Below are 18250 nucleotides of genomic sequence, written 5' to 3'. Positions count from 1 at the left end.
CCGCTCTGCCGTTGATCGACGTCAGGATGGCGACGGAGGAGTCACCTGCGTCTGCGCCTGGAGGAACGCGACCGCTGCAACACTCTCGGGCGAGGAGGGGAACAGTGGCGTGATCGTCAGTCCGTCCGTCCCCGGGACGACGAGGAGCTCCCACTCGAAGTCGAGCCGCCCGAACGGCGGCACGTCCTGGACGAACGTGCCGTTGGTCAGGATCGCCACGTCGTGCCGTTCCCAGAGGTCCGCGAACTCGGCAGAGCGCGTCATCAGCCCCCTGAGCACCTCGCGCATCCGGTCGTCGCCGGGGTCGGCGCTGAGCCGGAAGACGGCGACGATCTGCGCGGCCCGTGCACGCCATTCCTCGACCGGGTACTTCGCGCGGCAGGCCTCGGAGAACACGTACTCGATCCGGTTCTGCCCACGGCTGAGGACGCCGCCGCCGATCGCTTCGCACAGTGCGTTCGACGCGACGATGTCGAGGTTCCGATCGGCGACGAAGACCGGGGTGCCGTCCCAACGGCGCACGAGCCGTCGGAGTTCGTCGCCGCTCGGCTGCCGGCCGCGCGCCGTGGCAGCCGGTGCCGGTGCAGGTTCCGCCACGCTCCTGAGGTACGCCGCGCCGTCGGCGTCCAGTCGCAGGGCGCGTGCCAGGGCCGCGATCACCTGGGCCGAGGGCACGTGCTCCCGGCCCTGCTCCAGCCGCACGTAGTACTCCGTGCTGATGCCGGCGAGCTGCGCGACCTCGGTCCGGCGGAGGCCCTGGACGCGGCGTCGGTTGTCCGCGGGAAGGCCGACATCGGACGGGCTGAGCGCCGCTCGTCGCGCACGGAGGTAGCTGCCGAGCAGCGAGGCGTTGGCCGTCAAGGGGACCCGTGCCGGCAGTGAGATCCGACCATGCGCCGATCCTAAACGGACACCGCTCCGTCCCGCGCTCGCAGCTCGGTCGCTACTGATGACACACTTCCTCGACAAGGAGCTCCCGGTCTGACATGTTAACGGTTGTACGTCAGTATTCGAGAAGGGGCAATTGATGAACAGGATCGGTCAGCGGACTCGGCGAGTTGCTGCGGGCTTCGCCGCAGTAGCCGTGGGCGGGACAGTGTTCCTCGGCGCGATCCCCGCGCATGCGCAGGGCGAGACCGGGAGCCAGGGAGTCGTCGGCGGATGGTCGGAAAGCACCGGAACCGTCGATGGTGCAGAGACCGAGATGACGGTGTTCGCGGTGAACCACCGCGGTGCATCGGAGCGGAAGACGATCAACGGACACCGCTCCGTCCTGCGCTCGCAGCTCGGTCGCCGCTGACGACACGCTTCCTCGACAACGAGCTCCCGGTCTGACATGTTAACGGCTGTACACGAGGACTACAGCAGTGCTCGGCTCGAGCGCGGCAGCAGGATCATCGCTGACTCTGGGACACATCGCAGCGGGTGCGAGCCGACGGCTCGCACCCGCTGCTGCCGTGAGGAGAAGACGTGACGAAGCAACAGATCACAGCAATCGCAGGCCTGCTCCTGCTGGCAATGCTGTTGACGGTCTTGATCGGGGTGTTCGACGCTCGCCGACGTGTCGTTGCCGCGGAGGGCAACGATCTTCGCTCCGGCCAGAGCGCGTGGGTGACCGCGACGATCGACGAACTCATGCGTGCTCGGAGCGCGTTCGAACCGGGGACGAAGGTGTTCGTGGGTCTGGACGGTGACGTCCGCTCCGTCGTGGTCCTGTCCGGACAGTGGACAGACGTCCCACTGCACGACGGCCACGCACTGACCGGGCACCCCGGCGAAGCCCTCGCCGGCGCTGACGTTGCCCTCCGCGGCGATGACATCGCCGTCGAAGGCAAGCCGTACAACGTGGTGGGGCGACTCGGCATCCGGGCCGACAGCCTGCTGTCCGACGATGTGGTCCTCGCTGATCCGACCCGGTTCTCGGCATCACCACAACGACTGCTCCTCGACGGCCCGAGCAGCGCCCACCACTACCGCGCACAGTTCCCCGGCAGGAGCGTCGAGATCATCGACGACGGCACGAACCGCAGGACGAACGTCGACGCCGTGTCGCCCATCCTGGTCGCGCTCGGCTCCCTCGTCGTCGTGCTCATCGCCGTGGTCGCCGGGCTGCAAGCTGGACGATGGGAACTCCGCGCTGCCGCCGTCCGCTTCACCACCGGGATCCGACCGCTGAACTCCCTTCGCAGCGCGGCCGCCAGAGTCGCTGTGATCGGCACCGCCGCCTGTACGACAGCGCTCGCGGGCGCGGCAGTCGTGAGGCAGACCACCATCCTCGACCTCGACGTCACCACCGCAGTCGTCGCGGTCGGAACCGTCGTGCTTGCCGTGTCCGTCGCTTCGTTCTTGCAGGGAACCCGACGATGGAACTGCTGAACGACCTCCGGTCCAACTGGACGATCATCGTCGCCAAGATCGTCCTGCTCGTGCTGCTCGCACTCTGCTGGTACAACGTGGCGTCGTTCACCCAGTCCACCTCGCAGGCCGTGGCCCAGGGCCTGTCCGCTGATGCCGACGTCGACCTCTACACCGTGGTCGACGATCTCGGCCCGGACGCTTTCGAAGCGATCCGGCGAGACCAGCACGCGCTCGACGACGTCGCCTCGTTCGTCGACCGCGTCGATGACGAGCCCGGATTCGACTTCATCTCCTCGTACGACCAGCCCGTGACCGTCCAGGACTTCCGCGGCGACGACCGTTTCGACGTCGGCTACGGGACCGAGTACACGCTCAACGGGAAGTACCAGGACGAGTCCGGACGGAGCGTCCAGGACATCAAGTCAATCCAGCTCAACGAGACCGCGTACGAGTTCGCGGGGCTCTCCGTGCAGGACGGCAAGCCGATCGAGTGGAGCGCTGTCGACTGGGGATCCGGCCGGATCCCGGTGCTGCTCGGCAACGAGTACCGCGGCGTGTACGAGGTTGGAGCGCGATTCACCGGAGCGGTCATCCTGCAGGAGCAGGAGCTCGAGGTCGTCGGTTTCCTCGAGCCGGACAGTGCCATGTACTTCCGCGGTGAGCCCAACCACTACCTCGACGACACCGTCATCGTGCCCTACCCGCCGACACTCGCCGGACTCGACCGAGCAGCGCTCGACCGGGTGGATCCCGAGCTGTTCGGACGCCTGGTGTTCCAGGTGCTCAACGCCGACCTCGCCGTCGATCACAGCCTCGATTTCGGGGACGTCGTCGCGCGTCTCGACGCGATCGGAGACGACACCAGCTTCCGGTCGTACACGTTGCTCGGAGTACCGACCTACCTCGTGCAGCTCTCCCTCGTCCGCCAGCTCATCCAGGACAACCTGGTGCTCGTCACTGCGCTGCTCATCATCCTCACCGCGGGCGTGGGCATCATCACGGCCTTCCTCCACCGGCTCCTGCATCACCGTCGTGCGCCAATGGCGCGGGTGCACCATCTCCTCGGGAGGAGCCCGGACGCGACGAACCGACTGTTCCGCGCAAGCCGCCTGACCGAGTACACCGCCGCGCTCGGGCTGTTCCTCACGTCCAGCGCGCTGCTCCCCAACGACAGTGCGATGGCACGACTCGGCGCCGGCACCGCCCTGCTCCTCTGGTGTGTGGCAGACGGCGCACTCGGTCGACGAGCCGTCCGCATCGAACTGACCACCCAACGCCGAAGAGGTACCCCACGATGATCGTGCTGCGCGACGTCTCCAAGACCATCACCGAGCCCGACGGATCGACCCGAGCACTGTTCGACCGACTCGACTTCGACCTTCGCGAAGACGATCGCTCAGTAGCCATCACCGGGCGCAGCGGGTCGGGCAAGAGCACGCTGCTCCGCATCCTCGCCGGCCTCGACACCGACTTCGGCGGGACCTACGAGCACGACGGGCACGTGCTCGAGTGCACCCCACGCAGGATGGCGGCGCATCGGCTCCGACACATCGGCATCGTCACCCAGGACCACAGCCTCCTCGGCGACCGCAGCGTGCTCGACAATGTCCGGCTCGGCGTTCCCGCTCGCGCTGACTCGGCCGACCGAGCACATGAGGCTCTCGAGGCGGTCGGCATCAGCCACCTCGCTGGCAAGCGCCCGCGACGACTGTCAGGAGGAGAAGCGCAGCGCGTCGTGATCGCTCGAGCCATCGCGAAGCGCCCTGCCGTCGTCCTCGCCGACGAGCCCACCGGCGCACTGGACGAGACGACCGAAGACGACGTGCTCGCCCTCTTCGATCGGCTGCAGCAAGCGGGAACCAAGTTCGTGATCGTCACCCACAGTGAGCGCGTTGCACAGCGATGTGGACGTCGACTGCAGCTACAACACGAGCAGCTCATCGCGCGCGGCACGTGACGGACTGGAGGCACGGTGCCAGCTGGCACCGGGCCTCCAGTCCGTCAGCGGTTGCGCTCCAGATCCCCGATCACGCGTGCGCAGTACGGTCGCGGCTGAAGAACTCGGCGAACATCTCCCGTTTCGCCGCATGCGAATCGGGCTCGAGCTCGAGTCCCTCCACGTTGAGGTCGGTCCCGAACAGTCGCAGGATTCCCGGGCCGTTCGGCCCCGCGGTCTCGAGGGACACCGAGAACAGTGTCGGCAACACCTCGCCAGCGGCGATCCGCCGGGCCTGTGCAAACGCCGCACGGTACGTCGCGTCGGTGACGCGAATCACACTGACCGACCAACTCGTGGCGTCCCAGTCGGGCGCAACCGTCTCGCCCCTCGGAGCATGGAAGAAGTGCACGACGAACGTGTCGCGCTCGCCTTCGCTGCCGTAGTGCCGCTCGTCCACTTCTTCGATCTGCACGAACTCATCTTGTCAGCGTCAGCCGGGGCGTTCGAGGCCGCAGACCAGCCGAAGCATGCACCTTCGCCGGTACCATCTCGGCATGGCTGAAGCAGGTCTGCTCGCAGCGAGCATCGCAGTCCTGGTGGGTACGGTCGCGATCCTCGTGAATCGTGTGCGGACCCCGGCCTGGGTGCGTGACGCGCAGCTCACCTTGAACGCCAGCCCCGTGACCAGCCTGCTGCTACTCCTCTGCGGTGCGCTCCTGGTCGCCCTCGTCCTCGCCTTCGGGATCTTCTTCCTCGCCACCGGGCACAGCGTCATCGGGTGGGGAATGGTCTGTCTCGCTGCGACCGGCATCGGTCACCTCGGGGTGACCGTGTGGATCCGGCGACAGCCGCTCTCGTGAGCAGGTGCGGAGTCAGGCCGTGGTCACTGTGGATGTTTTGCGGGAGACCCCGTGCCGTTCGCGATCTGCGAGGCTCGGGTCATGTCGTGGCCACAGGCTGATCCCCTGGATTCGGATCGTCTCGCCCTGGAACCGCTTGCCGTTGACCACGCAGCCGAGATGCTGACCGCCCTGGCTCCAACAGAGCTCTACCGGTTCACTGGCGGCGAGCCACCAACCCTGGACGAACTGGGCGCACGGTACCGCCGCCAATCCCAGGGCCAGTCTGAGGACGGCACGCGGGTTGGCCGAACTGAATCGTCCGCCCTGCCTGCGGCGGACCCGCGATCGGATTCGGGCAAGCCACCCTCGGACGCAAGGAGGACGGCCTCGAGGCAGACCTCGCCTGGCTGGTCACGTCAGAAGAACAGGGTCGAGGGCTCGCCGTAGAGGCAACATCAACCGTCGTGATGTGGTTGCGTTCGGTCGACGTCCGACACATCCGGGCTCTCATCCATCCCGATCACACCGCCTCGATGCACGTGGTGGGAAGGACCGGGCTCGCGCCCCCGAGCGCTCAGGTCGACGTCGAGGGCCGCTGGGAAGCCTTCTTGCCCACGGCGCTTGCGCCTGCGCGGGCCGCAAGCAGCACTGAGCAGGTAGCCCTACAGTCCGTCGTCGTACCTCGGTCATCCATCGGTGATTTGTACTAGGTATAGACCGCGATCACTTGCTACTGCAACCTGATAAACCCCAGATCAGAAGCCTTTTACGCGAAGTAGCGCCTACTGCATACAAATACTTGCGCTGAACATCACGCCTCACTGATGACTACGCCGCATGCGGATAAAGCCCAACAGAAGCGGAGAAACGCGAGCAAACTGGCTCACACTCGGTCTTGACAAGCTCGTCAGTGCGAATCATGCTGATGATGCTGGCGTAGACCCAGCTACCAACTTCACCCGGAGGAGAGACCATGACCGCGAACTCAGAACCGCAGGGACGCATCCGCATCAGCCTTGCAACCGGAGAACTGGAAGTCGACGGCCACCAAGACTTCGTGTCACAGTACGCTGAGTCTATCGCCGCGCTGCTTTCGCGCCTGATCGAGCAGGGTCCCACGGTCGTGGACACTGTGCCCGCTGCCACCGCCGCCGCCAGTTCAGGCAACTTGACGGGAAACTTCGGGACGACGGCAGGTGGAGCTTCCTCCCCCGTCGACGAGCCTTTCGGTCAAGTACTTCACTCGCTCTCTAGCAAGTCGGGGACTGACCAGATCTTGCTCGCCGGCTACTACCACGCGAAGACCACCCCCGACGGCACCTTCTCCACCAACGAGGCGCACAAGCTCCTGATCGAGCAAGGGGTCAAGCTGTCGAACGCATCTCAGTCGATGAAGAACAACCTCGCCGCGAAGCGCGCCTTCAAGGTTGGCAGCCGATTCAAGGTCGCCAAGGCCGGGTTGGACTACCTGGTCACCCTCGGAGTCTCTGCCGCGTGAGTGCCGCCGACCTCTCAGCCGTCACCGACGGATTCATCAGAAGCGGTGTGCCAACCGAGCTCGTGGATGAACTGATGAACGGGTTCTTCGAGTCAAAGAGGCGTTTTTACCTCGGCGACCACCGTCCCAACGCCGTGGAGGGTGCCCGATTCGCAGAAGCGGCCTTTCGCATACTGCAGTGGGCCACGCAGCCTGGTGGCAAGTACACGCCGGTAGGGAAGACCCTGCCGAAGGTTGACCAGCTCTTACTGACACTTCTCAACGGCTCAGGTGATGCAAGCGTGCGCAAGCACATCCCCCGGGCGCTCCAGATCATCTACACCATCAGAAACGACCGTGATGTGGCGCACCTCGGAGCCGACATTGACCCGAACCTGATGGACGCCACTCTCATCGTCGGCTTGATGAGCTGGGTGCTCGCGGAGTTCATGCGCGTGTATCACTCCGTCGGCCCGGACGAAGCACAGCGCACCATCGACCGACTCGTGACCAGGGAGGTCCCGGCCGTTCAGGAGGTCAACGGATTCCCTCGGGTTCTGCGCGATCTACGCGCAGGGGAGTACTGCTTGGTTCTGCTCTACCGCGCGGGCACGGAAGGCGCTTCCTTCAGCAAGCTTCGCTCATGGGTCAGGCCAGGAATGCGCGCCAACTTACGGCGCACGCTGCACGCCCTCGTGGCAGAAGACAAAGCACATCAAGAAGACGATCTTTTTTCGATCCTCAGACCCGGCGAGCGCTACGTCGAAGAACGTCATCTGCTCCACCCTGCATGAGTTGCCCGACTCATCAGGAGGGGACTACGAGGGTTCGATTCTGAGACGACCGACGAAGCCCCGATAGAACCTCGGTCCTATCGGGGCTTTTCGGTCGGGCTGACAGGATTTGAACCTGCGACCCCTTGACCCCCAGTCAAGTGCGCTACCAAGCTGCGCCACAGCCCGCGAGTTCCGGAGAACTCAGGACCCCGGAGGATCCTCGCCCGCGTCCGACCGGAGCGCGAGCGACCGGTCCAGCATAGCGGACGTCAGACCCCCTCCGTGCCACGGCGAGTCGGAGCAACGCGACCCGAACGACACGCTCAGCCCGGCCGCACCACCTCGCGCCGCGCCGCCAACCACGGCAACCCGAGCCCGACGAGCAACCCGCCGGACCCGTCGGCCGCCAGGTCCCCGATCGTGTCGTCGTACCCGACGAAGATCTTCGAGTCGACGAAGTTGTGCCCGAGCCACTCCCCCATCTCCCAGACCGCCCCGACCGCGAGTCCCGCACACAGCGCGAGCACCGCGACGACCACCCGGCGCTCGGCGTGCGGGGCGGGTACCGCCCGCAGATCGGCACCGATGACGTAGAGCACCGCCGCGAGCAGCCCCGTCAGCACGACGTGCATGAACTTGTCCCACAGGAAGACGGTCGTGTACCACTCGAGCACGCTCGACCACCCGGCGAGGAGCACGAGCACGCACACCGCCACGTCGAAGGCCGGCCGCAGCCCGAGCATCCGCGGCACCACGACGCCGAGCAGCGCCAGCGCCATGACCGGGAACGCCGTCCCGCCCCACCCGACACTCGCCACGACGACGCTCACGAGCGTCAGCGCCCGCACCACGTCGGCCGCCAGGAACCGCGGCCGCAGGAACGTCGGTCCGAGCGTGCGGATCACGACGCCCACCGCACGACCGCGTGCACGGCGGCGTGGTCGGACGGCCACACGCCGCCCGGCCGCCGCACGTCGACCGCGACGCGGTCCACCTGTGCTTCAGACGTCACGAGCACCCCGTCGATCCGCCGGCCACCGACGCGCGGACTCCCGTAGTGCGGGTACGTCCCGTAGGGCTCACCCACCTGCCTGGAGGCCCGCCCCCAGCTGTCCTCGACCCCCGCCTCCGCCAGGGCTCGCCAAGGTGCGGAACCGGCGGGGCTGTTCCAGTCGGCCATGACCACGGCGGGCAGGCCGCGCTGCCGGACGATCCGGCCGAGCAGTTCGGCGGACCGCAGCCGGGCCCACGACGAGGCGACGTCGAGGTGGGTGGCGATCGCCAGGAACCTGACGCCGGTCGCGCGGTCGTCGACGACGGCTCCGACGGCGTGCCGGGGGAAGGACGTGGCCCACGACCGCGAGCCGGAGCGGTGGGGTGTGCGGGAGAGTGCCCAGGTGCGGCGCTCGACGACGTCGAGGCGGGAACGGTCGAGGAACAGGCCGACCTGTTCGCCACCGCCGCGCGTTCCCCGCCCGGCCAGGACGGGCTCCCAACCCGCCCCGAGGCCGGACCTCAGGTCGTCTGCCTGCGTGGGCAGGGCCTCCTGGACGGCGAGGACGGTGGGCGCTTCGGACGTGACGAGCGCGAGCACGGCGTCGCGGCGACGATCCCAGGCGTCCGGGTGGGTCGGCTGTCGCGGCACGCGGCGACGCACGTTCAGCGTCATGCAGTGCACCTCGGGCGACCGGACCGGTCCGATGAGCGGGCGGTCGTCGGGGTGGTGGGGCATGCCTCCCTTCTACGAGACGACACCCGTCGGATTCCCAGGGACCTCTCCGTCTGGCTCGTATGGTGGCTCGATGCGTTCTCGTTCCACCCCTCGCTTCCTGTTCGCGATCGCGGTCTCCGGGCTGCTGCTCGGAGCCGCCGGGTGCACGTCGAGCGGACCGGACACGAGCCGCCCGACCCTGGCGAAGGCCTCGGCCGACACCGTCTCGGTGGCCGACGCCTCGGACGCCGCCGCCCGGTCCGTCCGCGTCAGCAAGGCCCTGTTCGCGAGTGCTCCCGGAGCGGTCGTCGCCCGGGCCGGCGACACCGACGGGATCCGTGGTGCGGCGAAGGCTGCGGCGAGCGCCCACGTCCCGGTGCTGCTGACGGCCGAGAACACGAGCGCTGCCGTCGCCCGCGAGCTCGACCGGCTCGGTGCCGACTGGTACCAGGCCGAGGGCGACGTGTCGGTCGACACGGACGTCGAACAGCGGCAGGCGACGGACGGCGGTGACGCGCCGGAGTCGACCCGGGCCTCCCGGCAGGCGACGGTGGTGGTGGCGGACGCGAGTGCGGACGCTGCCGCCGTGGCGACCGCGAAGGCCGCCGGCGCCCGCGTCGTGACCATGCCGGAGGGCGTGACCGACCCGGCTGCCGCACCCGACGTGGTGACGGCGCTGCACGAGCGGGCGAAGCACCCGACCGTCCTGGTCGGCGCGGCGTTCGACGCGCTGCCGGACCCGGAGTGGACGGTCCGGGCTGCCAAGGGTGGGTTCCAGCTGCGGAACGGCGGCCAGCGGCCGTTCGACGGGCACCGGTACGTCGCGCTGTACGGGGCTCCCGGGGCGCCGGCGCTGGGCGTGCTCGGCGAGCAGGGGCCGAAGCAGACCGTGCAGCGCGCCGAGCAGGTCGCGAAGCCGTACCGGGCCGAGTCCGACGAGCTCGTGACGCCCGCGATGGAGGTCATCGCGACCGTCGCCGCCGGGGACGCCGGAGCCGACGGCGACTACTCGACGGAGCTGCCGGTGTCGACGCTCGAGCCCTACGTCGACGCCGCGCACGAGGCGGACATGCCGGTCATCATCGACCTGCAGCCCGGGCGGTCGGACTTCCTGTCGCAGGCCAAGAAGTACGAGTCGCTGCTGAAGAGGCCGGGCGTGTGGCTGGCGCTCGACCCGGAGTGGCGGCTGACGAAGGACCAGGTGCCCCTGCAGCAGATCGGCAGCGTCTCGGCGTCCGAGGTGAACGAGGTCTCCTCGTGGCTGGCTGCGCTGGTGCAGAAGGAGGGGCTGCCGCCGAAGGCCCTGGTGCTGCACCAGTTCCGGCTGTCGATGATCCAGGACCGCTCCGCACTGCAGACCCACCCGGAGCTCGACATGCTCGTGCACGTCGACGGGCAGGGGTCGCAGCCGGACAAGCAGGCGACGTGGAAGGCACTGCACCAGGGCGCGCCGGAGGGGCTGCACTGGGGCTGGAAGAACTTCTACGACGAGGACACGCCCATGCTGACGCCCGCGCAGACCATGCAGGACGTGCAGCCGACGCCGTCGTTGGTCACGTACCAGTAAGCGCGCCCCGTCGAGTTGTCCACAGATAGGAGGCTCGGGTCGGGTTTCGTCGGTCGGTGCTGACAGCATGGGGGCATGTCTGGTCTTGGTGTCGGGTCCACCGCGTCGTCTTCCGTCTCCCCCTCTGCGGACATCGCCGCCGAGGCGCAGCAGGCGCTCGCTGCGCTCACGGGGCGCCCCGACGCGGTGTTCCACCCCGGCCAGCTCGAGGCGATCTCGGCGCTGGTCGAGCACCGGCAGCGCGCTCTGGTCGTGCAGCGCACCGGGTGGGGCAAGTCCGCGGTGTACTTCCTCGCGACGCTGCTGCTGCGCCGACGCGGGGGCGGCCCGACCGTCCTGGTGTCGCCGCTGCTCGCCCTGATGCGCGACCAGGTCGCCGCTGCCGCGCGGGCCGGTGTCCGTGCGGTGTCGATCAACTCCGCGAACGCCCACGAGTGGGGCGAGACCCAGGCCGCCCTCGCCCGTGACGAGGTCGACGTGCTCCTCGTCTCCCCCGAGCGCCTGAACAACCCGAAGTTCCGCGACGAGCAGATGCCGACCCTGATCGCCCGGATGGGCATGCTCGTGGTCGACGAAGCGCACTGCATCTCGGACTGGGGCCACGACTTCCGGCCGGACTACCGCCGACTGGCCGAGCTCATCCGGTCGCTCCCCCACGGCGTCCCCGTCCTGGCCACCACCGCGACGGCGAACGAGCGCGTGGTCGAGGACGTCGCCGAACAGCTCACCGCCGGTCCGGCCGACCCGGTGTTCACCATCCGCGGGTCCCTGGCTCGCAAGTCCCTGCGCCTCGGCGTCCTGACGCTGCCCGATGCCCGGCAGCGGCTCGGCTGGCTCCTCGCGCACCTCGGCGACCTGCCCGGCAGCGGCATCATCTACACGCTGACCGTCTCGGCGGCCGAGGACATCGCACGGCTGCTGCGCGACAACGGGTACGCCGTCCGTGCCTACACGGGGCGCACCGACACCGACGAGCGCGAACAGCTCGAACAGCAGCTCAAGGGCAACGAGCTGAAGGCCCTGGTCGCCACGAGCGCGCTCGGCATGGGGTTCGACAAGCCCGACCTCGGCTTCGTCGTGCACGTCGGGGCTCCTTCGTCGCCCGTCGCCTACTACCAGCAGATCGGTCGTGCGGGTCGTGCGACCGACAACGCCGACGTCCTGCTCCTGCCCGGGCGTGAGGACCGCGAGATCTGGCAGTACTTCGCCAGCGCCTCGATGCCGACCGAGGCCCGAGCCGCCGCCGTGCTCGGCGCCCTGTCCACCGACACCGCGATGTCGACCGTGGCGCTCGAGGGCCTGGTCGACATCAAGCGTTCCACCCTCGAACTCCTGCTCAAGGTGCTCGACGTCGACGGCGCCGTCCGACGCGTCACCGGCGGCTGGGTGTCGACCGGGCAGCCGTGGGAGTACGACGCACCCCGGTACGAGCGGGTCGCAGCGGCCCGTGCTGCCGAGGCAGCGTCGATGCTCGACTACGAGTCGACCTCGGCCTGCCGCATGCAGCTGCTGCAGCAGGACCTCGACGACCCCTCGGCCGAGCCCTGCGGCCGGTGCGACAACTGCGCCGGGGCGTGGTTCCCGACCGCCGTGTCCGACACCGACTCGTCCGGAGCGGCGGCCGCGCTCGACAAGGTCGGCGTCGAGATCGCCCCGCGTGCCCAGTGGCCCTCGGGGATGTCGTCGCTCGGGGTCTCGGTGCGGGGCAAGATCGGCGCGGACGAGCTCGTGCAGTCCGGCCGTGCGGTGGCCCGTCTGACCGACCTCGGCTGGGGCGGTCCCCTGCGTGCGCTGTTCTCGACGTCCACCCCCGATGCCCCGATCTCGCGCGAGCTCGTCGACGGCTGTGTCCGGGCGCTCAAGGACTGGCCGTGGGAGACCCGGCCGACCGGTGTCGTGGCGATGTCCTCGCGGTCACGGCCCGAGCTCGTGGGGTCCCTCGCCCAGGCGCTGTCCACGATCGGGCGGCTGCAGTTCCTCGGCACGCTCGGCCGCGCTGGCGGGACCCCCCGCGGCGACGGTGCGACGAACAGCGCCTACCGTCTGTCCGGCGTGTGGGACACCTTCGTGGTCGATCCGTCGCTCGCCGCAGCACTGCAGGCGCACGAGGGCCCGGTGCTGCTCGTCGACGACCTGGTCGACAGCCGGTGGACGATGACCGTGGCCGGCCGGGAGCTCCGGCGCGCCGGGGCCTCCGCCGTGCTCCCGTTCGCCCTGGCCACGGTCGCGTAGCCCGGTCGCGCCGCCCCTGCACCTGTTTTGCGACAGTCCACGTGTCGATCGACTCGTGTTCTGTCGTGGTGCCGGTCCGCCCGCGCGAGCGTCGACGCCGAACGACATCACCGACGTCGTACGACACCGACATCGTCGCTCCCGAGCGTGCGCAACAACCCGCGCCCGCAAGAAGCGACACCACCGACGTCGTACGACACCGACATCGTCGCTCGGCGTCGGTACCCGCCCACCGGAGCCCTACCGTCGCGCGGGCTTCGGGAACGTCGCCCGCATGTGGTCGCTCGTCAGCACGTCGCCGATGCCGACCATGAGCACCGAGAACAGGATCTGCTCGATGACCATCCAGAACGGGTAGAGCCCGGGGATCGCCGCGACGATCAGCGTCACGATCGGGAAGATCCGGCTGAACAACCGCAGCCGCTGGTACGCCCAGTAGTACCCGAGCTGCGCCCGCCAGGCGAACACGTAGAGCGTCAGGGTGATGAGCAGCACCACGGTGGACCGGAACCACACCGCCCACGACAGGGACTCCCCCGCGCGGGTCAGCAGCACGGCGACCACGATGGCGGTGAGTCCCACGACGGTCTCGGCGACGAGCAGCCACCGGATCCACCGGAACGAGCGGACGGTGTCGGGGTGTCCGAGCATGTCCTCGCGGATCACGTACCCGGACTGCCGGCCTCCGGCCAACCGGTCGAGCCGCAGACGGCACCACACGCGGTCGGCGAGCACACCGAGTCCGTCGTTCTGCTGCGTCACCAGTACATCGTGCCCCATCCCGGCGGCGGCAGCGGACGCGGCACAGCCACGAGCACCGATGCGGAACGACACTGTCGACGTCGGACGACCACGACAGTGTCGTCCGGCGTCGGTTCAACACAGCACGGCACGGCCCCGGCGTCGGCCAGTGCGCCCCGCTCAGTCCGACGGGACGAGTGCCGCGCCGCCCAGCACGGTGCCGGTGCCGGCGTCGAGCAGGACCAGGGAACGGACCTCGTCGGGCAGTGACCACGGATCGCTGAGCACGACGGTCAGTCCCTGTTCGACCCCCGCGGCCTGGAACAGGTCGTAGGACTCCCCGGCCGGCGTCCATACCGGCTTCGAACCACCGCGCACCGTCCCCGCAGACAGCACGACGTCGACGGGGCCGTCCCCGCCGGTCTCCAGGTGGTCGATCTCCACCGCGAGGGTCTCGTCACTCGTGTTCGCGGCGATCCGGACGTGCCCGGAGGCCGCAGCCCCGATGCCGACGATGTCACCGGACACCGGCGGGACGCGGCGCCACCACGGGTCGATGGGCGAGCCGTCGACCGGACGGACGGGTTCGGGCTCGATCGGTTCCTCGAGGCCGTTGGACGGCGGCAGTCGGACGTCGGGCGACTGCGCCGGCTCGGAGGGCACGGGGTCGGCACGGGTGACCGTGTCGCCGTCGTCGGACGTGTGCGAGATCGTCCAGAGGGACACCGAACCCACGACGACCACACCGACGAGGACGCCCGCCAGGGCGAGCCGACGTCGGTCCGCTGCCCACGGCCCGGTACGCACGCCCCCAATGATGCCGCACGGGCGTGCCGGACCGGCCGCGGGCCTCCAGGCCGAGCGCGAACGCAGAACGCAGAACGCGCCCCGACGGATCGGGGCGCGTTCTGCGTGACGGGTGGGAGGACTCAGCGCTTCCGGCGCTCGCGCACCCGCATGTTGACGTTGATCGGCGTGCCGGAGAATCCCCAGACCTCGCGGAGGCGACGCGTGATGAAGCGTCGGTACTGCGGGTCGAGGAACGCCGACGTGAAGAGCACGAAGGTCGGCGGCTGGCTCGACGCCTGGGTCCCGAACAGGATGCGGGGCTGCTTGCCGCCGCGCACGGGGTGGGGGTGTTCCTGCACGAGCTCGGCGATGAAGGCGTTGACCTTGCCGGTCGGGATGCGGGTGTCCCACGACTCGAGGGCGGTCTCGAGTGCCGGCACGAGCTTCTCGAGGTGACGGCCGGTGCGGGCCGAGATGTTCACGCGCGGGGCCCAGGCGACGTGCGCCAGGTCCTGCTCGATCTCGCGCTCCAGGTAACGGCGTCGCTCGTCGTCGAGCAGGTCCCACTTGTTGTAGGCCAGCACGAGGGCACGGCCGGACTCGAGGACGAGGTCGATGATGCGGAGGTCCTGCACGGACACCGGCTCGGTGACGTCGAGGACGACGACGGCGACCTCGGCCTTCTCGAGCGCGGCGGTGGTGCGGAGCGAGGCGTAGAAGTCGGCGCCCTGCTGCATGTGGACGCGCTTGCGGATGCCGGCGGTGTCGACGAAGCGCCACACCTTGCCGCCGAGCTCGATCTGCTCGTCCACCGGGTCGCGGGTGGTGCCGGCGATGTCGTTCACGACGACCCGCTCTTCACCGGCGGCCTTGTTGAGCAGCGAGCTCTTGCCGACGTTCGGGCGGCCGAGGATGGCCACGCGGCGGGGGCCGCCGACCTCCTGCTTGGCGACGGCCGAGGTGTCGGGCAGCGTCTTGATGATCAGGTCGAGCAGGTCCGCGACGCCGCGGCCGTGCAGGGCCGACACCGGGTGCGGCTCGCCGAGCCCCAGGTTCCAGAGTTCGTAGGCGTCGAGTTCACGGCGCTCGTCGTCGGCCTTGTTCGCGACGACGATGACGGGGCGGTCGGTGCCGCGGAGCATCTTGACGACGTGCTCGTCGGTGGCGGTGATCCCGACCGTGACGTCCACGACGAACAGCACGGCGTCGGCGAGGTCGATCGCGACCTCGGCCTGTGCGGCGACCGAGGCGTTGATGCCCTCGGCGCCGGGCTCCCATCCGCCGGTGTCGACGAGGGTGAAGCGCTTGTCGTTCCAGTCGGCCTTGTAGCTGACACGGTCGCGGGTGACGCCGGGGACGTCCTGCACGACGGCCTCACGACGACCGAGGATGCGGTTCACGAGCGCGGACTTGCCGACGTTCGGGCGGCCGACGATCGCGAGCACCGGGTAGGCGGGCAGGTAGTGGACGCCGTCCTCGCCGACCTGACCGGCCTCGAGCAGGGCGAGGTCTTCGTCCTCGAGGTCGTACTCCTCGAGCCCGGCGCGGAGCGCGGTCGCGCGCTGCTCGGCCTCGGCCTCGTCGAGTCCGGCGAGCCGCTCGCCGAGGGCGTCGTCGTACTGGGGGAAGTCGTCGTTGTCCGGGTTGTCCAGCTGAGCCATCTTGGGTTCCTCGCGAGCGGCCGGGGCCGCGGTGTCGGTGGCCGTTGCCGGCCGGGCCGGGGGTCCGGCCGTGGTGGACCGTCCCGCCGAGGCGGTCCGGTCTGCGTCAGTGCGTGATCGGCCCGCCGAGGCGGTCCGGTCTGCGTCAGTGCGTGGCCGCACGGGCCAGGTCGACGACCGCCTGCACGGTCTGGTCGAAGTCGAGGTCGGTGGAGTCGAGCGTCGTGACGCCGTCGGCGGCGTTCATGAAGTCGACGACCTTCGCGTCCGCCGCGTCGCGACGAGCGAGTGCTGCGGAGGTCTCGGCGGCCGACTGGGTCGTGACCTCTGCCGAGCGTCGGGCCATTCTAACGGACTCGTCGGCCGTCAGCAGGATCCGGACCTCGGCATCGGGTGCGACGACCGTGGTGATGTCCCGGCCCTCGGTGATGATGCCCGGGGCGTCGGTCTTCCGCATCACGTTCCGGAACAGCTGGACCAGGCGCTTCCGGACGTCCGGGAGCTTCGCGATGTGGGCGACCGCGCCGGTGACGTCGGGGGTGCGGATGGCCTCGGTCACGTCGGTCTCCCCCACCTTGACGTAGTAGTCGTCGGGGTCGGTGCCGATGGCGTAGTCGAAGGTGTCCCAGCTCGCCAGGATCGCCGCGGCGTCGTCGAGGTCGACCCGCTGCTGCAGGGCGTGCCACGCGAGTGCACGGTAGGCGGCGCCGGTGTCCTGGTAGCCGTAGCCCAGGGCGCGGGCGGCCGCGCGGGAGACGCTCGACTTGCCGCTGCCGGCGGGGCCGTCGACCGCGATGACGATCTTCGCCACGTAGGCGCCGTCGGCCAGGCCGGACGGCATCGGGGCGCTGGTCGAACCGGGCTCCCCGCCGGGTTCGCCGAGGCCGCCGGCCGGACCACCGAGGGGGCCACCCTCAGCACCGCCGCGTGCCCCGTCGCCAGGAGTCGGGGTCGGCGTCGGCAAGCCGGAGTCGGGCCCGTCGGTCCCACCGGCCGGAGCGCGTCCACTGATCACGCCGGAGTCGTTCGTGTCGTCGTTCAGGCCCATGCTGCTGCGATCCTCCATCCGCGCCCCTCGAGTTCCTCGACGAGTCGCTGTTCCTGCTCGGGCAGCACCGACACCTCGACGATGCCGATCTGTGCGCCCGGTGAGTGCTCGAGGCGCATGTCCTCGAGGTTGATGCCGATCTCCCCGATGAACGTCAGGAGTGCGGCGATCTGCCCGGGGGTGTCGTCGACCAGGACGACCACCTGGGCGAAGCGCTTGGTGGTGCCGTGCTTGCCGGGGAGCCGTTCGACCCCGCGGTTGCCGTCGGCGATCGTCTCGGCGATGGTGCGCGGCGATCCGGCACCGTCCGGGTCGCCGAGCGCGTCGATCACACGGGACAGGTCGTCGCGCAGGTCGGTGAGCACCGGCCGGATGTGCCCGGCGTTCGCCCCGATGATCTGCACCCAGAGCCCCGGGTCGCTCGCGGCGATCCGGGTGACGTCGCGCACGCCGCCGCCGGCCAGGCCGAGCGACCCGTCGGGGGCGTCCCGCAGGCGCGAGGCCATCAGCGTCGACACGAGCTGCGGCGCGTGCGAGACGTACGCGACGGCGAGGTCGTGCGACTCCGGGTCCATCGGCACGACGGTGGCACCGACGTCGAGCGCGAGGTCCTCGACCACCGCGGCACGCTGGTACGTGATGCCGTCGTGCCCGGCGATCACCCACGGACGACCGACGAACAGGTCGGCGCGGGCGGCGGTCGGACCGCTGCGCTCGCGTCCGGCCATCGGGTGCGACCCGATGTAGCGGGAGACGTCGGCCCCGGCCGCCACCAGGGCAGCGAGCGGCCCGGACTTCACGCTGGCGACGTCGGTCACCACGGCGTCGGGGTGGGCGGCGAGCTCGCGCTCCACCACGGTCGCGACGACGTCCGGCGGTACCGCGACGACGACGAGCTCCGGCTGGTCGCCGGCGGCCGGTCGACGCCCGGCGCCGTAGTCCACGGCGAGCGCCAGCGCGGCGGGCGAGACGTCGTCGAGGACGACGTCCACACCCTTCTCGCGCAGGGCCAGACCGATCGAGGCGCCGAGCAACCCGGCACCGACGACCCGGACCGGGCCGCGCAGACGGCGGTCGATGTCGGTCGGGGTCACGTCGGTCACCGGGCA

Annotated in this window: 18 protein-coding genes and 1 tRNA gene; 9 read left to right on the top strand and 10 right to left on the bottom strand. The window is 69.6% G+C overall.

Annotation, left to right across the window (positions count from 1 at the left end):
* Nucleotides 1-21: 21 nt before the first annotated feature.
* Nucleotides 22-861, bottom strand: coding sequence for a helix-turn-helix domain-containing protein (locus ORG17_RS05790; RefSeq protein ID WP_214526473.1), 840 nt, complete (start codon nucleotides 859-861; stop codon nucleotides 22-24).
* A 750-nt stretch (nucleotides 862-1611) separates the two neighbouring features.
* On the opposite strand from ORG17_RS05790, the gene ORG17_RS05785 reads away from it, so the two are divergent.
* Genes ORG17_RS05785 through ORG17_RS05775 form a run of 3 tightly spaced genes read left to right on the top strand, consistent with a single transcriptional unit; the run spans nucleotide 1612 to nucleotide 4315 of the window.
* Entirely contained in the window at nucleotides 1612-2376 is a 765-nt protein-coding gene (locus tag ORG17_RS05785; protein WP_214526474.1) for a cupin domain-containing protein, read from the top strand.
* Nucleotides 2364-3656 (top strand): hypothetical protein, encoded by a 1293-nt coding sequence (locus tag ORG17_RS05780; RefSeq protein ID WP_214526475.1) that lies wholly within the window; start codon nucleotides 2364-2366, stop codon nucleotides 3654-3656. The genes ORG17_RS05785 and ORG17_RS05780 overlap by 13 nt, the downstream gene beginning before the upstream one ends.
* Nucleotides 3653-4315 carry an ABC transporter ATP-binding protein gene (locus tag ORG17_RS05775; protein ID WP_214526476.1) on the top strand — a complete coding sequence of 221 codons (663 nt, stop codon included), beginning with the start codon at nucleotides 3653-3655 and terminating at the stop codon, nucleotides 4313-4315. Before ORG17_RS05780 ends, ORG17_RS05775 begins: the two co-directional genes overlap by 4 nt.
* Nucleotides 4316-4385: 70 nt before the next feature.
* Here the strand turns inward: ORG17_RS05775 and ORG17_RS05770 are convergent, their stop codons facing one another.
* Nucleotides 4386-4769, bottom strand: coding sequence for a hypothetical protein (locus tag ORG17_RS05770; protein ID WP_214526477.1), 384 nt, complete (start codon nucleotides 4767-4769; stop codon nucleotides 4386-4388).
* An 82-nt stretch (nucleotides 4770-4851) separates the two neighbouring features.
* On the opposite strand from ORG17_RS05770, the gene ORG17_RS05765 reads away from it, so the two are divergent.
* The 4 genes from ORG17_RS05765 (at nucleotide 4852) to ORG17_RS05755 (ending at nucleotide 7410) form a co-directional block, all read left to right on the top strand.
* A complete protein-coding gene (locus ORG17_RS05765) occupies nucleotides 4852-5157 on the top strand; it encodes a hypothetical protein (RefSeq protein WP_214526478.1) in 306 nt (101 codons plus the stop codon).
* A 296-nt stretch (nucleotides 5158-5453) separates the two neighbouring features.
* Entirely contained in the window at nucleotides 5454-5849 is a 396-nt protein-coding gene (locus tag ORG17_RS18490; protein WP_214526506.1) for a GNAT family N-acetyltransferase, read from the top strand.
* Between the two features lie 263 nt (nucleotides 5850-6112).
* Nucleotides 6113-6637, top strand: coding sequence for a hypothetical protein (locus ORG17_RS05760; RefSeq protein ID WP_214526479.1), 525 nt, complete (start codon nucleotides 6113-6115; stop codon nucleotides 6635-6637).
* Nucleotides 6634-7410: a hypothetical protein gene (locus ORG17_RS05755; RefSeq protein ID WP_214526480.1), complete on the top strand. Its 777-nt coding sequence runs from the start codon at nucleotides 6634-6636 to the stop codon at nucleotides 7408-7410. The genes ORG17_RS05760 and ORG17_RS05755 overlap by 4 nt, the downstream gene beginning before the upstream one ends.
* Nucleotides 7411-7504: 94 nt before the next feature.
* Here ORG17_RS05755 and ORG17_RS05750 read toward each other — a convergent pair.
* The 3 genes from ORG17_RS05750 to ORG17_RS05740 all read right to left on the bottom strand — a co-directional run bounded on the left by ORG17_RS05750 (nucleotide 7505) and on the right by ORG17_RS05740 (nucleotide 9124).
* Nucleotides 7505-7578 (bottom strand) — tRNA-Pro (locus tag ORG17_RS05750).
* 137 nt (nucleotides 7579-7715) lie between these two features.
* Entirely contained in the window at nucleotides 7716-8297 is a 582-nt protein-coding gene (locus ORG17_RS05745; RefSeq protein WP_214526481.1) for a hypothetical protein, read from the bottom strand.
* Complete coding sequence (locus tag ORG17_RS05740; RefSeq protein ID WP_214526482.1) at nucleotides 8294-9124, bottom strand: endonuclease/exonuclease/phosphatase family protein; 831 nt, start codon at nucleotides 9122-9124, stop codon at nucleotides 8294-8296. Before ORG17_RS05740 ends, ORG17_RS05745 begins: the two co-directional genes overlap by 4 nt.
* Nucleotides 9125-9194: 70 nt before the next feature.
* Here ORG17_RS05740 and ORG17_RS05735 point away from each other — a divergent pair, with 70 nt between their 5' ends.
* Nucleotides 9195-10670 carry a hypothetical protein gene (locus ORG17_RS05735; RefSeq protein ID WP_214526483.1) on the top strand — a complete coding sequence of 492 codons (1476 nt, stop codon included), beginning with the start codon at nucleotides 9195-9197 and terminating at the stop codon, nucleotides 10668-10670.
* 75 nt (nucleotides 10671-10745) lie between these two features.
* A complete protein-coding gene (locus ORG17_RS05730; protein ID WP_250892192.1) occupies nucleotides 10746-12902 on the top strand; it encodes a RecQ family ATP-dependent DNA helicase in 2157 nt (718 codons plus the stop codon).
* A 240-nt stretch (nucleotides 12903-13142) separates the two neighbouring features.
* Here the strand turns inward: ORG17_RS05730 and ORG17_RS05725 are convergent, their stop codons facing one another.
* From ORG17_RS05725 to ORG17_RS05705, 5 genes are all read right to left on the bottom strand, one after another.
* The gene (locus ORG17_RS05725; RefSeq protein ID WP_071244988.1) at nucleotides 13143-13664 is read right to left on the bottom strand and encodes a hypothetical protein; all 522 of its coding nucleotides are present in this window, start codon (nucleotides 13662-13664) and stop codon (nucleotides 13143-13145) included.
* A gap of 159 nt (nucleotides 13665-13823) precedes the next feature.
* Nucleotides 13824-14450, bottom strand: coding sequence for a hypothetical protein (locus ORG17_RS05720; protein WP_214526484.1), 627 nt, complete (start codon nucleotides 14448-14450; stop codon nucleotides 13824-13826).
* Nucleotides 14451-14572: 122 nt separating this feature from the next.
* Complete coding sequence (gene der / locus ORG17_RS05715) at nucleotides 14573-16093, bottom strand: ribosome biogenesis GTPase Der (RefSeq protein ID WP_027464783.1); 1521 nt, start codon at nucleotides 16091-16093, stop codon at nucleotides 14573-14575.
* A 145-nt stretch (nucleotides 16094-16238) separates the two neighbouring features.
* Nucleotides 16239-16934, bottom strand: a complete 696-nt coding sequence (cmk, locus tag ORG17_RS05710; RefSeq protein WP_051596569.1) for a (d)CMP kinase — start codon at nucleotides 16932-16934, stop codon at nucleotides 16239-16241.
* Nucleotides 16935-17131: 197 nt separating this feature from the next.
* The gene (locus ORG17_RS05705) at nucleotides 17132-18244 is read right to left on the bottom strand and encodes a prephenate dehydrogenase (RefSeq protein ID WP_051596539.1); all 1113 of its coding nucleotides are present in this window, start codon (nucleotides 18242-18244) and stop codon (nucleotides 17132-17134) included.
* Nucleotides 18245-18250: the final 6 nt, after the last annotated feature.

Source organism: Curtobacterium flaccumfaciens pv. betae, from assembly GCF_026241855.1.
Lineage (GTDB): Bacteria > Actinomycetota > Actinomycetes > Actinomycetales > Microbacteriaceae > Curtobacterium > Curtobacterium flaccumfaciens.
The sequence above is the reverse complement of the archived record's forward strand: the minus strand, read 5'-3'. Positions and strand labels throughout refer to the sequence as shown.

Bases quoted from the DNA above. Each gene is read 5' to 3' on its own strand.
- ORG17_RS05760 (WP_214526479.1), top strand. From the start codon at position 6,113: ATGACCGCGAACTCAGAACCGCAGGGACGCATCCGCATCAGCCTTGCA.
- ORG17_RS05775 (WP_214526476.1), top strand. From the start codon at position 3,653: ATGATCGTGCTGCGCGACGTCTCCAAGACCATCACCGAGCCCGACGGA.
- ORG17_RS05765 (WP_214526478.1), top strand. From the start codon at position 4,852: ATGGCTGAAGCAGGTCTGCTCGCAGCGAGCATCGCAGTCCTGGTGGGT.
- ORG17_RS05735 (WP_214526483.1), top strand. From the start codon at position 9,195: ATGCGTTCTCGTTCCACCCCTCGCTTCCTGTTCGCGATCGCGGTCTCC.
- ORG17_RS05740 (WP_214526482.1), bottom strand. From the start codon at position 9,124: ATGCCCCACCACCCCGACGACCGCCCGCTCATCGGACCGGTCCGGTCG.
- cmk (WP_051596569.1), bottom strand. From the start codon at position 16,934: ATGCCGTCCGGCCTGGCCGACGGCGCCTACGTGGCGAAGATCGTCATC.
- ORG17_RS05730 (WP_250892192.1), top strand. From the start codon at position 10,746: ATGTCTGGTCTTGGTGTCGGGTCCACCGCGTCGTCTTCCGTCTCCCCC.
- der (WP_027464783.1), bottom strand. From the start codon at position 16,093: ATGGCTCAGCTGGACAACCCGGACAACGACGACTTCCCCCAGTACGAC.
- ORG17_RS05780 (WP_214526475.1), top strand. From the start codon at position 2,364: ATGGAACTGCTGAACGACCTCCGGTCCAACTGGACGATCATCGTCGCC.